We start from the raw sequence: 15,175 nt of genomic DNA on the forward strand, positions 1-15,175 counted from the left end.
TAAACGCCGCAAATAATATTTTGGAGAAAGGGCAATTTCTCATGGAAGCTAAAGTAGCCTGTTGAGGCAAGCTTTTTCCAAGAATCCTCAACGCTTAAGCTGGAGGAGTTGTCAAATGCTTTATCACTGAAAAAAAATAGAGTAAGCCTCTTTTCAAACGTTCTTTTATTTGGTTTTAATAAAGTACTGGTTCGCATACCAAGCTTTTTTAAACAAATAATTCGTACGAAATAAAAAAAATGGCAACTAAATAATTAAAAAAATATTTGTTTTAGTTGTCTCATTCAAAGGACTATAAATCGTTGAATAATCGTTAAAGCATTTTTTAACAGAATGCAAAAAGCAACCTTTCATTCCCTTTGACATCCTTAGAGTAACAAATAAATTTAATAATTATGAAAAATTTCAGATTACAAGCAGCAGTCCTTGTACTATTAGTTACAACAGCTTTCACATCATGCAGCGATGATGACAACGCTCCTAATGCAGTTACCAAAAATTCGTTGGTAACAAAAGTTGAAGGCGCCGTAACGGGAGACATAAATGTTGAAGTTCCTTTAACCGTAACTTTTTCAGTTGACAACAATTGTGGCTCTTATAACAAGTTTATTGAAACTGTTACTGCAAACACAAAAACAATTGAAGTTGAATCTAAGTATCTAGGTACAGATTGTGGAACAATTCCAGCAAGTAAAACTGTTGTTTACAAGTTTAAATCTGCAGCTGTGGGAACTTACAATTTAAAATTCAAAAAAACAGCTACTGAGTTTGTAACACATACTGTAGTTATTGATTAGTACTTTTTAGGTTTGGTTAAATTAATTATAGAAAACACCGGTGCATAGCTGGTGTTTTTTTTTGAAATCCGTAGAAAATACAATACTTATACTATAACGATTTTAAAAATCCACTACACCACCAATTTTTTTTTGGTATGTAACATTTGTCACTATCTTCCGCAAATTCATGCTATATCTTTGTACTATAATTTAACAAGGAAAAATTTTAAGAATATGAAAATAGAACAAATATATACTGGATGTTTAGCACAAGGGGCTTATTATATTACCTCAAATGGTGAAGCTGCGATTATTGATCCACTACGTGAAACAGAACCTTATATGAAGAGGTTGGAAAAAGAGGACGTAAAATTGAAATACATTTTCGAAACCCATTTCCATGCTGATTTTGTTTCTGGACATTTGGATTTAAGTAAAAAAACGGGTGCAGCAATTGTCTATGGACCAAATGCTAAACCAGAATTTGAATTCATTTCAGCCAAAGACAATCAAGAATTTACTATTGGCAACATCAAAATAAAAGTATTGCACACGCCTGGTCACACGATGGAAAGTACCACGTACTTACTAATAGATGAGAACGGAAAAGACCACGCCATTTTCTCTGGTGATACCTTATTTATTGGAGATGTTGGTCGCCCGGATTTGGCTCAAAAAGCCGCTCATATGACACAAGATGAATTGGCTGCTATATTATTCCATTCGTTAAGAGACAAAATAATGCCATTGGCCGATGACGTGATCGTATATCCGGCTCACGGCGCGGGCTCTGCTTGCGGAAAAAATATGAGTAAAGAAACTGTTTCAACTATTGGCGAACAAAAAGCCACGAATTATGCTTTGCGTGCCAATATGACTGAAGCCGAATTTGTACAGGAAGTTACAGAAGGCTTATTGCCGCCCCCTGCCTATTTTGGTATGAATGTAGCGATGAACAAAAAAGGAATTGAAAGCTTTGAAAATGTTTTCAATAACGGAATGACGGCTATTAATGCTCCAGAATTTGAAATGGTTGCGGAAGAAAACGGAGCTTTAATTTTAGATACCAGAGACAATGCTGATTTTGCCAAAGGATATGTGCCACAATCTATAAATATTGGTATCAATGGTGATTTCGCTCCTTGGGTGGGCGCCTTGATTGCTGATGTAAAACAGCCAATTATTCTGGTTACTGAACCAGGATTTGAAGAAGAAACCGTAACGCGTTTGACACGAGTTGGATTTGATAATTTGATAGGCCATTTAGAAGGTGGATTTGAATCTTGGAAAAAACACGGTTTTGAAGTCGATACTGTAAATCGCATCACTGCGGAGCAATTTGCAAAAGAAGTAAAAATTGGTGAAAGCACAATAATCGATGTTCGCAAAGAAAGTGAATATGAAGCGGAACATGTTGATGAAGCCTACAGCCGACCATTAGCCTACATAAATGACTGGGTAAAAGATCTCAATCCACAGGAACATTTTTACTTACATTGTGCCGGAGGATACCGTAGTATGATGGCTGCATCTATTATGCAAGCACGAGGATACCGAAACTTTACAGAAATTGAAGGTGGTTTTGGAGCGATTGCAAAAACGACTATTCCTAAAACTGATTTCGTTTGTCAAAGCAAAGTATTAAAATAACATTGCAAAAGCAATACTAACACTATAAATCATGTTCGGGATTTTTAAAAATATGTTTTCAAAAAAAGATACAACACAAATGGAAAAATTAATAAAAGAAGGTGCGTTCCTCGTAGATGTTCGTACACCAGCAGAATTTGCTGAAGGTCACGTAGAAGGATCAACAAACATTCCTTTAGACCAAGTGGCTGGTCAATTGACAAAATTTAAAGGAAAAGAGCAAATTATTGTTTTTTGCCGAAGCGGGAATCGCAGCGGTCAAGCCAAATTGATTTTGGAACAAAATGGTTTTAAAAATATCACTAACGGTGGTACTTGGCAAGATATAAATGAAGCGATAAATAAATTTTAGGTTGAAGTAAAGTACAGTTTAAAACAAAAAAATAATTGTTTTAAACTGTACAATTATTTGATTGGAAATTGAAATTTGATAAACAATAGTAGATATGATTTTTAATCTGTTTACAGGACGTCCTAAAAACATTTTATTTTTCAGATTGATTTAAATAAAGATGTAAATTTGATAGTCTTTTAAGAGATCCGAATGAATTTATTGTTGAGTTTAACAAAGACAAATGAACTACCTTTTAAGATTAATTCGAAAAAATAAAATGACATGGAAACGAAAAAAGCAATGAACAAAGACTTAATTTTAAGAGAAAAATTAGCACTACAAAGAACTATACTCGCTAATCAATCTACCTTTCTTGCCTTTTTACGAACGTCTATGTATTTTTTGATTGCGGGTTTGAGTTTGCGAAATCTATTAAAAGTCGAAAATAGTTTTCTCATTGAAATCGCACTTTTTTTCACTTCGCTTGTGATTTTTGTTCTCGGAACACTCAACTATTTTAAACACAAAAAATCCATTTCCGAAAACAAAAAACACATTGGTGACTACCAATTAGAATATTACGAGTTATAACAACCTAACTCTTTTTTTTGCCTTCCCTCCTTTTCTAAACTAGCGGTTTAAAAAACACCAAGCTGTTTCCTGAACATAAACACACACTGCAATTGAAAACAAATACAACCCAACTTGGACTGAAAGAGAACTGGAAACAATTTACCATTTTGGTAATTGTCAATGCCTTTGTTGGCGGAATGATAGGAATGGAAAGAACCATTATTCCAAAGTTTGCTGAGATGGAATTTGGCATTGCTTCAAAAACGGCTATCTTATCTTTTATAATTGCTTTTGGAATTACAAAAGCAATAACCAACTATTTCACGGGTAAATTAGCGAATCGTTTCGGCAGAAAAAATTTACTTTTATTTGGATGGATTCTGGCCATCCCTATTCCCTTTATTTTGATACATGCAGCTTCTTGGAACTGGGTAATTTTTGCTAATATCATTTTGGGCGTTAGCCAAGGACTTACCTGGAGCAGTACAGTGGTGATGAAAATTGATTTAGTTGGAGAAAAAGATCGTGGATTGGCTATGGGACTCAACGAATTTGCTGGTTATTTTGCCGTTGGATTGGTTGCTTTTCTGTCAGGATATATCGCCCAAAAATATGGAATTACACCCTACCCTTTTTATCTGGGAATCGGAATTTCCATAATTGGTTTTTTATTGACTTTATTTTTTGTGAAAGATACCAGAGTTTTTGTAACCAAAGAAAACACAACCAATCAAACCAAAAAATTAGAAAATATTTTTCTAGAAACCACTTTCAAGAACAAAACGTTAAGTGCCATTACACAAGCAGGGCTAGTTAATAATCTAAATGATGGAATGATTTGGGGGCTTTTACCTATTGTCTTACTGTCTTTGAACTACGATTCTGAAAACATTGGTATCATTACAGCCATCTACCCCACTGTTTGGGGTTTTGGACAGTTAATTACCGGAAAAATGTCTGATGTTTACTCCAAAAAAAAGATGCTGTTTTGGGGAATGCTACTACAAGGAATAGCGATACTTTTTATTCCTTTTGCTAAAGAATTCTATCTGTTATCCATTATTTCAGCACTTTTGGGATTTGGAACTGCCTTGGTCTATCCTACTTTTTTATCCGCTATCGCTCAGGCGACAAATCCGCATCAAAGAGCGGAAAGCATTGGTATATTTAGACTTTGGAGAGATTTAGGATATGCGATAGGCGCGATTATTTCAGGAATAACAGCTGATTTATTTGGAGTTAATTATGCCATTATACTGATAGGAATTATCACCATTATATCATCCCTAATTATTGAAATTCGAATACCAAAAGACGATTTATAAGAGACCAATAATTTACAAACAATAGAAAAAAAGATAACATGGTAAATGAATGTATTCAAATCGAAGAAGTAAAAAAAGAACTTCAGCAAAATAAAAAAATACAGATTATTGATGTCCGTACTGCAGAAGAATTTGAAAATTATCATATCCCAGAAGCTATAAATATTGCTTTGTCAGAAATTGAAAATCAAATAAATGAGATTAAAAAAGACCATCACGTCATTATTGCTTGTGGAAAAGGTGGCGGAAGGTCGATCAATGGAGCTAAAATTTTAAACCAAATGGGATACAATGCAAACTGGCTTTGTGGAGGGACAAATGAATGGTTAAATTTAAAGTAAATTAAAAAGAAACGGAGATCAGCAATTTAAAAATGAAAGTCAAGCAATGACTGCTAAAAAACAAAGACATGAACTGGAAAAAACCAACAAAATCAACACTTCAAAATTTTGCTTTTATTGTATTCTTAGCATTACTTTTATTCAGTCCTTTGGGTACTTTTTTAAAGGTGCAATTAAACCGTTTAATTACCTTTTCGCCCAAAACGATAGCACTAACAGAGCAAAAAATGCTGACCAGTTACCAATGGCAATTAGTCGACGTTACCGGAAAGAACATTTCCTTAAAGGATTATAAAGGAAAAATGATATTCATTAATTTTTGGGCTACATGGTGCCCGCCATGTATTGCTGAAATGCCAAGTATGCAGCAGTTATATGCTGGCTATCAAGACAAAATTGTCTTTTTATTTGTTACTACTGATTCCTTTGAAAGCGCTAATACATTTTTAATCAAAGAGAATTTAACCCTTCCTATCTATCAGTCTGTGTCAAATCCTCCGTTAGAAATGGAGTCGTCAACAATACCAGCCACTTATCTTATCGATAAGAAAGGCAATGTTGTTTTGGCAAAAATTGGCGCAGCTAATTGGAATAGTGATTCGTTCAGAGAAAAATTAGATGAGCTACTAAAAAAATAAATCCGTTAAACAAACACTCTTGAACTAACCCAAAAAATTCAAGTTGCAACAAAAAAAGAAATAATATACAGTTAAAAACAACTATAGCTAAACTTTAATTTTTAAGACAATTAATAAAAGTATTTGATAAATCCGACACTTTTTTTTTGGTAAAACTCCAAATTTAGCAATTTACATTAACCACTATGTTATTAGAAAACAACACATTACAACAACAATCAAAATAATTGTCTTTTTTGAAAATATTTTTAGTTGTGTGACAAAAGTAACATAACTACTCCTTTATAATTATAATCTTTGCATCAATAAATCAATAAATATGGAAATTTTAGAATTAATCAAACAACCTTGGCCTTGGTATATTGCAGGCCCACTAGTTGGACTTACAGTTCCGGCTTTATTAATTATTGGAAATAAATCATTTGGTATTAGTGCCTCCTTACGTCACACCTGTGCGATGTGTTTACCGGCAAATATTGCTTTTTTCAAATACGACTGGAAAAAAGAAATCTGGAATATGTTCTTCGTATTGGGTATTTTAATTGGAGGTGTTATCGCTTATAGTTTTTTATCAGATCCAGATCCAATTATTATTAACGCCAATCTAAAAACAGAATTAGCAACTTACGGTGTAACTAACATCCACGGAATGTTGCCAGAACAATTATTCTCATGGGAAAAATTATTTACGCTTAAAGGATTTTTTATGATGGTCATAGGTGGTTTCTTTATTGGTTTTGGTTCCCGTTATGCAGGAGGATGTACCAGTGGCCACGCTATTTCTGGTCTTTCAAATTTACAAATGCCTTCCCTTATTGCAACGTGTTGTTTCTTCTTAGGCGGATTAATTATGGCTAACGTCATTTTACCGTTTATTCTTTCACTATAAAATTATAAAATATGCAAATTAGAGATAAAAATACAGATTTCGAAACTCGTTCCTTAGATACGGTTTGTATCAACGAAAGTCAGTTAGAACACAAATGGTACCATAATTTAAAATATCTGGTCATCGGTTTATTGTTTGGAATTGTTTTCATCAAAGCTGAAATCATCAGTTGGTATCGCATTCAGGAAATGTTTAGATTTCAATCCTTTCACATGTATGGCGTTATAGGAAGTGCTGTTGTTGTTGGGATAATATCTGTTTTCCTGATAAAAAAATTCAATATTAAAACCATTTATGGGGAAAAAATTGAATTTCACGACAAAACGTTCAATAAAGGTCAAATTTATGGTGGAATAATCTTTGGATTAGGCTGGGCAATAACAGGAGCTTGCCCTGGTCCATTGTTTGCACAAATTGGAACCGGTGCTACAGTTATGATTGTTACTCTATTTTTTGCAATAGTAGGAACTTGGGTATATGGATATTTTAGAGATAAACTGCCTCATTAAAAAAGTATGAATCCAGAAAAACAAAATATAATCCAATTTAAGTCGCTGGTAAAAAGGCTGATTTATCTGTTTACAACTATGATTTTCTTAGTAATATCATTGTTTTTGGTTTTGTTTTTCAATTCATCAATCATCACTTGGTTTCAAAATAGTGATACGGATCTCGAATCCCTTTATATTGAAGCAGAAAAAAAGGTGCTTGTTCAAAATGAAATGGCAAAAGCCTGGAAGCCTGCTGATATTAGTTTGATTAAAGATCAGAACTTAAAGCAAGAAGTAGCATACGGAAAAGATTTAATTGCGCATACTGCCAAATATTTAGGTCCGAACGGTAGTGTAAAGCAAATTACTAATGGTATGAATTGCAACAATTGCCATTTAGATGCCGGTACAAAGGCTTGGGGAAATAATTATGGTTCCGTATATTCGATGTATCCAAAAATGAGAGCGAGGAGCGGGCAAGTGGAAAACCTTTATAAAAGGGTTAATGATTGCATGGAAAGAAGTTTGAATGGACAGCCACTACGAGGAGACGAGAAAGAAATGAAAGCCATGATTTCTTATATTGAATATATTGGCAGTACTATGCCTAAGGGCAAAGAAGCTAATGCCGCTGGAATTTATGAATTACACTATTTAGACAGAGCTGCAGATCCTATAAAAGGGAAAGCACTTTATGATTCCAAATGTGCCAGTTGTCACCAAGTGAATGGTCAGGGAATTTTGGCAGAAGATAAAAAAGAATATACTTATCCTCCAGTTTGGGGCGATAATTCGTATAATCAAGGTGCTGGATTGTATAGAATCAGCCGTTTTGCAGGCTATATAAAATACAATATGCCTCTTGGTACAACCTATGAAAATCCACAATTATCAGATGAAGAAGCTTGGGATATTGCAGCCTATGTGGAAAACCAACCAAGACCCTCCAAAGATTTAAGTCGAGACTGGCCAGATATTTCTAAAAAACCTGTCGATCATCCTTTTGGGCCATTTTCGGATAAATTTACGGAGTCGCAACATAAATTCGGACCATTCAAACCAATAACAGCCGAAAAAAAGAAAAACGAAAATAAACAATCTTAAAACTCAGTTATGAAAAACCTAACGCTCTCATTTGTTCTTCTGCTTAGCTTAATTTCTCTTGGCGCATTGGCACAAAAAAAAACGGATAAGCACAAGATAGTACTTCAGTTTACCAATGCTAATGATACTTTACAACAGAATGCGATTGCAAACCAGCTAAAAAACCTAACTACACATTGGCCTAATGCAAAATATGAAGTGGTGATTCATAGTATGGGTTTACCATTTGTAATGTCAGCAAAATCAAAGCAAGTAGAAGCCATAAAAGCACTTCATGCGAAAGGAGTTCGCTTTCTAGTTTGTGAAAATACTATGAAAAGTCAAAAAGTAACCAAAGACCAATTAATGCCGGAAGTAGAATATGTACTGGTCGGAATTGCAGAAATTGTTGAAAAACAAGAACAAGGATGGAGCTATATAAAAGGAGGCTTTTAGAGCAATCAAATAGTGCAAATCAAAAAATTCACACAATCCCACATCACTTAATTACGTTGTGGGTTTTCCCATTTAAACCTGCTAAAAAACAAACCTATTAAACTAATAACATGACTAATAACCGAAGAAACTTTCTTAAATCAGTAGGAACATTAGGTCTGGGTGCCGCGATTATTTCGCCGCTTTCCGCTATTGCAAATACAAATCATGCTGAGGAAACCAACCTGGATAAAGAGGTCGATGGTACTAAACCTCAAACTATTTCTATTCTTCAAACTACCGATGTGCATTGTCAGATCCATCCGCATGATGAGTTATTTTGGGAAAATGGAAAAGCTGTTTTTAGAAAAACAGGGGGGTATGCTTATATAGCAACCTTACTGAATCAAATCAAAAAGAAAAACCCAAATACCTATATTATTGATACTGGTGATATGTTTCAAGGCAGTGAATTAAGCGTGGAAACTACCGGTGAAGCTTTTGTTCCCATTTTAAACGCCATGAATTACGATTTATATCTTCCAGGAAATTGGGAAGTTATTTACGGAAAAATAAAAATGCAAACGCTTTTAGGTTCTCTTGATGCGCCAAAAATTTGTACCAACATGTACCATGATTTAGGACAAGGAAAACGAGGTGAACTTATTTTTCAACCCTATACCATTTGGCATGTTGCCGGAGCAAAAATTGGTTTTTTAGGATACACCGATCCTTTGGTTCCCTTGAGACAAAGTCCAAATTACAGCAAAGGAATTCTTTATACCAATCCCGAAGAAAATCTGGCCCATTATGTGGATGTCCTAAGAAATCAGGAACAATGCAGTTATGTAATTATAATTGCGCATTTGGGTTTATCTCAGCAAATAGCATTGGCAAACCGACCGGAATGTGAAGGTGTACATTATATTTTAGGAGGTGATACGCACGAAAGAGTCCGCAAACCTATTGTTTGTAAATATTCAAAAGTGGTTGAACCGGGAGCTTTTGGTTCGTTTATTGGCAAATTAGATTTGACCATTCAAAACGGCAAAGTCATTGCCGACAACTATGAATTAATCGAGGTCGAATCTCCAAAAATAACACCCGATGTTAAAATCGATAACCTATTGAAAGAGAAAGAATCAGTTTATCAAGAAAAAATCAATCAGGTCATTGGATATAGTACAATACCTTTATATCGCTATTTTGTAGTAGAGAATCCTATTGACACGATGATTTTAAATGCATTACACTGGAAATTTCCTGAAATAGACATTAATCTTTCTAATGGATTCCGTTTTTGTCCACCAAAAACTACTCCGGATAAAACTGGAAATATTCCAATTACAAATGGATTTATTTTTGACATGCTTCCTGTAGACAGCACCGTTAGAACAGCAAGAGTGACTGGGAAGCAATTGAAAAACTGGCTGGAAAAAGAATTGAACAATGTTTTTGCGCAAGATGCTTCAAAACGTTTTGGTGGCTGGGTCGTAAAATTCAAAGGAATGGAAGTACGATTCAATGCCTTTGCAGAAATAGACAAAAGAGTTCAAAGCATTACTGTCAAAAATACGCCTATAGATCCTGAAAAACTATATACAATAATGGCCTGTGAACGTGATGGAGATCCTGTGGATATGCTTTGCAGAATGAAAGGTGTTCTAGATGCTAAAAACACTAATTCAACCTTGCATACGGTAATGAGAGAATACTTAAACCAAAATTCTCCAGTTACGCCAACACCTGAAAAAAACGCCATAATTATGGATGCGCCAGAAACATTGCTATCTCAAGTCACTGGAGTAGATTATACTTTTAGATAATTATTCCGTCGTAAATTAAAAAGTCACAAAGTCGAATCTCAAAAATATTCGACTTTATTTTTTTAAGGCAACTGTGCTAAAAGTTACTTCCCATTTATAATGATCAGATTATTTTTGTACAAAATAAAATGTTCAAGAATGAAAAAATTTTTCGATCTAATTTATATACTTACTTCCTTATTTTTTGCTATAAATGCAATAGCGCAACATCAGGAAATATTTGAAAAACCAACGGTTTGGAAGGAAAAAAGCAATGAAGAAATTGATTCTACATCATTTTTAAATGCATTCAAGAATGGAAATTTCAGAGGACATATCCGCTATTTTTTCATGAGTACCAATAATGAAAGAGGTCTGACTGATTATTATGCGAATGCAGTTGGCGGAGGCACAAAATTTGAAACCGCTAAATTCCATAATTTTCAAATTGGTATAAGCGGCTACTACATTTTTAATATTAGTTCAATTGATTTCTCAAAAAAAGATCCTATTACCAATGCACCTAACCGATACGAAGTGGCTCTTTTTGATAGTCAAAATCCATCCAATATGGGGAATTTAAGCCGATTAGAAGAATTTTATTTGAAATACAACTTCAAAAATTCCACTGTAACCATTGGAAAACAACTACTGAATACTTCTTTCATAAACCTTCAGGACGGCAGAATGCGGCCAACAGAAGTGGACGGTATTTGGGTCGATTTTAATGAAATAAGAAAAACTACAATAAATGTGGGTTACCTATACGGAATTTCACCTCGAAGCACGATGAAATATTTTAGAGTTGGAGAATCCATAGGAATTTATCCAACTGGTGTGAATCCTGATGGAACAAAGTCTGGGTATAATGGGAATTTAGACAGCGATGGGATTTATATTGTTGGAATACAAAATGAATCCATCCCGAATTTAAAAACACTTTTGTGGAATCAGTACACTGCAAACATATTCAATTCTGCACTATTCCAAACGGACTATAAATATGATTTGAATACAAACTCACAATTGCTTTTTGGATTTCAGACGGTATACCAAAACGCACTGAATTCTGGTGGAAATGAGGACCCAAGCAAAACCTATTTTAAAAAAAAAGGGTACTCTAAAACTTTTGGAGGAAGATTAGGCTGGCAAAACAAAAAAATAGAAATTACTTTAAATTACAACAGAATAACTAGCAAAGGAAGGTATTTAATGCCACGAGAATGGGGACGAGACCCGTTCTATACCTTTATGCCTAGAGAACGAAATGAAGGCCTTGGCGATGTAAATGCGTTGATGACTAAAATACAATATACAAATCCTAAAAAAACATTCAGATCGCATCTGGCTGTGGGCTATTTTGATTTGCCGGATGTAAAAAACTTTCAATTAAATAAATATGGATTACCTTCTTATGTTCAAACCAATGTTGATGTTCGCCACCAATTTCAGGGAATTCTAAAAGGGTTTGATGCACAATTATTGTACGTATACAAATTCAATGTAGGAGCAACCTATGCTAACAAAAATTATATTTTCAATAAAACCAACATGAGCAATATCAATTTTATACTCAATTTCAATTTTTAAATTAATTGAAAAAACAGTTGACTTTTGCTTCGGTTTTAATAGTATAATACACTCCATTTGACAAGATCAAAAGATTCGGCGTGAAAAAAGGAATTGAAAATAATAGTTTATAAAAAGACGAAATTGACAACATCTTCTAATCCAAATGATAGAATTTCTTAATCAAATAATTCAGTATAAAAAAGAGTAAGGTAGCAATCAAGGCTAAGGAAAGAATAAAGCTAACCAGATTCACAACAATATTAGGAAGAAACTTCAATCTGGGATGCGTAAAATAGGGCTCCCGATGCAGTCTTTCGTGAATGTGTTCCTTTGCTATTTTTATTTTCTTTTTGATGACTCAGTACTTTTAAAGACAGCGCGCATGTATTGTTGGTGCTGCCCTACGGTTTCTTATTTTGACTACTCTAAATTACGCATTATTTTCAAGATAAACAGCTTTCCTATTTAAAAATGCCTTAATCTCGTGATGCTCTTTTAGTTTGTCTTTACTATTGCAAAAAAACAATGATTTTGGGTTAAATTTATTTTTAAGAATAGTGCTATGCACGCAACGGTATATTACATTCCTTTGATATTACCTTTGTTTTTTAGGAATATAACTTCTATAATTTTACTGGCCATCGCAGTATCTATCTTAAGTCGATTTGATAAAATTTCTATTAGATTTTTTTCTTCCTTCTCTAATGTGCCATCAGCAACTAGGACTTCCAGTGCAAGGGCAAATACCGTTTCTTTATCTTCTCTTTTGATCAGTTCAGAACAAGCCGAAATGTATTTTAACTGTCCCTGTTCCGTTCTTAAATTGAATGCTTTTGCATAAAGAGGTGCAATATCGGTTCCGACAAACTTCTCTTTAGAATGCAATAATCTTGATAGTGAGGCTGTTTCCGAATCTGTAATTAGATGGTCAGCAGAAATACAAGAGTATAAAATCCCAACCCAGGCTTCCAACTCTGAAGTTACAGGATTTTGTTGCGTATTATTTTCATTTTCAAATAAGCCCATATTTTATCTTTTTTTGTTAAAGTTACTGCTAACCTTCCAACACATTGGTCAATTTGGGAATAAATTATCATTTATCTTCCTGTTAAACCAGATCTAATAGCGTTCCTGCGACCTGACTCCTGTTATTTATGCAATGAAGGAGATATATACTCTTTCACAATTTTATATTGTGTATCAATAATAGATTGATTATGACCGTGTGCTGCTCCTGGTACTAAAAAGAATTCTTTTTTGGGTGCTTTTATTTTATCAAAATACACTTTAGTAATCTCATTTGGGGTTAAAATATCCTCTTGCCCTTGAATTAGGTACACTGGAATCTTGAAATCTGATCCATTTGCCAAGAAATTCACGCTGCTAATCATCCCTTTAATTCCTAGTTTTTTATGCCCGATATAGTTAATAAAGGAATAGTCATCACCTTCTTCCCGATATTTGCTATCTGTTTCATTATCGTATTGGGGCGCTAGTTTCCACCATGAATCTGGTGACGGAAGTGAATTTTTCTTTTCATATTTTTTAATAACCCGAAACAACTGACCTGCATTTTTAGCATTATCGTAAGGAGGTACGCCTATCAATTTCAGCTTGTCTATCGACTCCTGATCATTAGCATCCTGTGCTATTTTATATGTTTTTTGATAAGTGGCTACCAAATTTTCACTAGGATTAACGATCTGAGAGTGCCCCACGTAGGCATAGAAAAGAGACGGATTTTTTAAAGCCATTGTAGTTGCTATAACGGAACCCCAGGATGTTCCTACAATGATGATTTTTTGTTTTCCGAGGTGTTCAATGAGATATTTTGAAAGGGCGATACCATCCTCGGCCATTTGCTCTACTGTCAATGGGTTCTCAATCCAGTAGTCTTCATTTAATTCGGCAGGAGCATTTTTTCCAAAAGTTCTTCCGGCACCTCTTTGATCCCATTGTATCAGAATAAAATCCTTTTCCCAGGCCCCGTAGATTGTACTATCATACGGACTCATTACGCTACCTGGACCGCCATGAAGAAATAAAATAACAGGTTTTGAAATGTCCTGTCCGTTAATCGTTATCCATTGTTCAATACCGCCTATTTTGACAAACTTCTCTTCATGAATGGATTTTGTTTGGGCGCTTATTGCTATTGGAAGTGAAAAGTAAAGGATACAAATTAGGATACAATTTTTCATGAAAATTTAATTTTTAAAGTACGATCAAATGGAAGTCGTAACTGATAAGTAGACGCTTATTATTTAATTTGTTACAATGACACTGGTTTTTGATAAATTCTCCCAACGCAATTTGAAAATTATTAATTTATAATCAAAAATTAACCATTCTGATTAAAAAAAAACCTAACCTCAAGCTAAACTTAAAAAACCGTCAGCTTTGAACTGACGGTTTCTCTATATCTTTAAACCTACTGTATTAATCCGTTAACTTATAAAAGAACATTTCTGGAGTGCCTTCTACACCGGCATCCATCATCAGTTTTTTCTTTGCCTCGGAATTAATGTTTGTTTTTGCTTTTTTTATATCAGTAACGGCAAATACCAGAGTCACCATATTAGGGTCGTCTATACTTCGAGCCATTCCTCTGTCAATAAATCCTTCTTCCATTCTTTTGACGATCCCTTCAGCATCGTACACTTTGAGCCAGGCATCAAAATCTTTTACTCGATGGGTTACCATTAAGCGTTCTTTCTGAGTAATTTCGGTAGGGTCATTTCGTATTACATCATAATAGAAAAATTCAGGTTTACCTACTACCCCTCCTTTTTTCATGGCCTCTTTAAGATTAGGGAGTGCGCTGAACTCTTTTGCTTTCAGTACATCACTAAACTTATCTATTACGATAATCATATTCGCATCATCTACCCCTCTTCCAACCACAAAATGTGAAATACCATAAGCCATTCTTACAGAATCATGTGCATCATATTCCTTTCTCCATTTATCATAATCAGCCACCTTATGCTTAATTACAATTACTTTAAAAGGTTCAAATACAGCAACGGCGGAAGTAGTATCTGCAATTGCAGCTCCTTCTGGTTCTGTTTTCTCTTTTTTACTGTCTTTACAGGATAAAAACGCAGCGGTAAAAACCAATATCAAAACTGGTTTTAAAAAAATTTTAATGTGTCTCATACTATTATTTTTTTAAGTTATTTTACAATGTAAATATAACTATAAATACTGATAATGAGATAATTAGGGTTTATTTAAAAAATTAATCGCAATCAAAAAAC

17 protein-coding genes are annotated in these 15,175 nt (G+C 34.2%); 13 read left to right on the forward strand and 4 right to left on the reverse strand.

Translation table 11 applies throughout. The features are described from left to right. Window positions 1-197 (reverse strand): hypothetical protein (locus tag ACNQGN_RS09680; RefSeq protein ID WP_417987626.1); only part of this gene is annotated, 197 nt, incomplete at its 3' end. 198 nt (window positions 198-395) lie between these two features. Between ACNQGN_RS09680 and ACNQGN_RS09685 the strand changes: the two genes are divergently transcribed. The 13 genes from ACNQGN_RS09685 (at window position 396) to ACNQGN_RS09745 (ending at window position 11,933) form a co-directional block, all read left to right on the forward strand. After that, entirely contained in the window at window positions 396-797 is a 402-nt protein-coding gene (locus tag ACNQGN_RS09685; protein WP_417987627.1) for a hypothetical protein, read from the forward strand. A 216-nt stretch (window positions 798-1,013) separates the two neighbouring features. Further along, on the forward strand, window positions 1,014-2,429 hold the full coding sequence (locus ACNQGN_RS09690; RefSeq protein ID WP_417987628.1) for an MBL fold metallo-hydrolase: 1,416 nt from the start codon (window positions 1,014-1,016) through the stop codon (window positions 2,427-2,429). A 79-nt stretch (window positions 2,430-2,508) separates the two neighbouring features. After that, the gene (locus ACNQGN_RS09695) at window positions 2,509-2,781 is read left to right on the forward strand and encodes a rhodanese-like domain-containing protein (RefSeq protein WP_417987629.1); all 273 of its coding nucleotides are present in this window, start codon (window positions 2,509-2,511) and stop codon (window positions 2,779-2,781) included. A 264-nt stretch (window positions 2,782-3,045) separates the two neighbouring features. Continuing rightward, window positions 3,046-3,354 carry a DUF202 domain-containing protein gene (locus ACNQGN_RS09700; RefSeq protein WP_417987630.1) on the forward strand — a complete coding sequence of 103 codons (309 nt, stop codon included), beginning with the start codon at window positions 3,046-3,048 and terminating at the stop codon, window positions 3,352-3,354. Between the two features lie 92 nt (window positions 3,355-3,446). Continuing rightward, entirely contained in the window at window positions 3,447-4,661 is a 1,215-nt protein-coding gene (locus tag ACNQGN_RS09705; RefSeq protein ID WP_417987631.1) for an MFS transporter, read from the forward strand. Between the two features lie 38 nt (window positions 4,662-4,699). Further along, window positions 4,700-5,002 (forward strand): rhodanese-like domain-containing protein, encoded by a 303-nt coding sequence (locus ACNQGN_RS09710; RefSeq protein WP_417987632.1) that lies wholly within the window; start codon window positions 4,700-4,702, stop codon window positions 5,000-5,002. Window positions 5,003-5,070: 68 nt separating this feature from the next. Next, complete coding sequence (locus tag ACNQGN_RS09715) at window positions 5,071-5,640, forward strand: TlpA family protein disulfide reductase (RefSeq protein ID WP_417987633.1); 570 nt, start codon at window positions 5,071-5,073, stop codon at window positions 5,638-5,640. Window positions 5,641-5,965: 325 nt separating this feature from the next. Then, window positions 5,966-6,529, forward strand: coding sequence for a YeeE/YedE family protein (locus ACNQGN_RS09720; RefSeq protein WP_417987760.1), 564 nt, complete (start codon window positions 5,966-5,968; stop codon window positions 6,527-6,529). A gap of 11 nt (window positions 6,530-6,540) precedes the next feature. Next, window positions 6,541-7,038 (forward strand): DUF6691 family protein, encoded by a 498-nt coding sequence (locus tag ACNQGN_RS09725; protein ID WP_417987634.1) that lies wholly within the window; start codon window positions 6,541-6,543, stop codon window positions 7,036-7,038. 6 nt (window positions 7,039-7,044) lie between these two features. Beyond that, complete coding sequence (locus ACNQGN_RS09730; protein ID WP_417987635.1) at window positions 7,045-8,124, forward strand: c-type cytochrome; 1,080 nt, start codon at window positions 7,045-7,047, stop codon at window positions 8,122-8,124. 9 nt (window positions 8,125-8,133) lie between these two features. Then, window positions 8,134-8,559: a DsrE family protein gene (locus ACNQGN_RS09735; protein WP_417987636.1), complete on the forward strand. Its 426-nt coding sequence runs from the start codon at window positions 8,134-8,136 to the stop codon at window positions 8,557-8,559. Between the two features lie 110 nt (window positions 8,560-8,669). Next, window positions 8,670-10,364 carry a bifunctional metallophosphatase/5'-nucleotidase gene (locus ACNQGN_RS09740; RefSeq protein ID WP_417987637.1) on the forward strand — a complete coding sequence of 565 codons (1,695 nt, stop codon included), beginning with the start codon at window positions 8,670-8,672 and terminating at the stop codon, window positions 10,362-10,364. A gap of 138 nt (window positions 10,365-10,502) precedes the next feature. Then, window positions 10,503-11,933, forward strand: a complete 1,431-nt coding sequence (locus ACNQGN_RS09745; RefSeq protein WP_417987638.1) for an OprD family outer membrane porin — start codon at window positions 10,503-10,505, stop codon at window positions 11,931-11,933. Window positions 11,934-12,494: 561 nt separating this feature from the next. On the opposite strand, the gene ACNQGN_RS09750 is transcribed toward ACNQGN_RS09745, so the two are convergent. The 3 genes from ACNQGN_RS09750 to ACNQGN_RS09760 form a co-directional block, all read right to left on the reverse strand. Then, on the reverse strand, window positions 12,495-12,941 hold the full coding sequence (locus ACNQGN_RS09750; RefSeq protein WP_417987639.1) for a tellurite resistance TerB family protein: 447 nt from the start codon (window positions 12,939-12,941) through the stop codon (window positions 12,495-12,497). Between the two features lie 122 nt (window positions 12,942-13,063). Next, a complete protein-coding gene (locus ACNQGN_RS09755; protein WP_417987640.1) occupies window positions 13,064-14,116 on the reverse strand; it encodes an alpha/beta hydrolase in 1,053 nt (350 codons plus the stop codon). A 238-nt stretch (window positions 14,117-14,354) separates the two neighbouring features. Then, window positions 14,355-15,074, reverse strand: coding sequence for a hypothetical protein (locus ACNQGN_RS09760; RefSeq protein ID WP_417987641.1), 720 nt, complete (start codon window positions 15,072-15,074; stop codon window positions 14,355-14,357). Window positions 15,075-15,175: the final 101 nt, after the last annotated feature.

Origin of the sequence: Flavobacterium rhamnosi (assembly GCF_048286515.1) — a bacterium.
Classification (GTDB): Bacteria; Bacteroidota; Bacteroidia; order Flavobacteriales; family Flavobacteriaceae; genus Flavobacterium.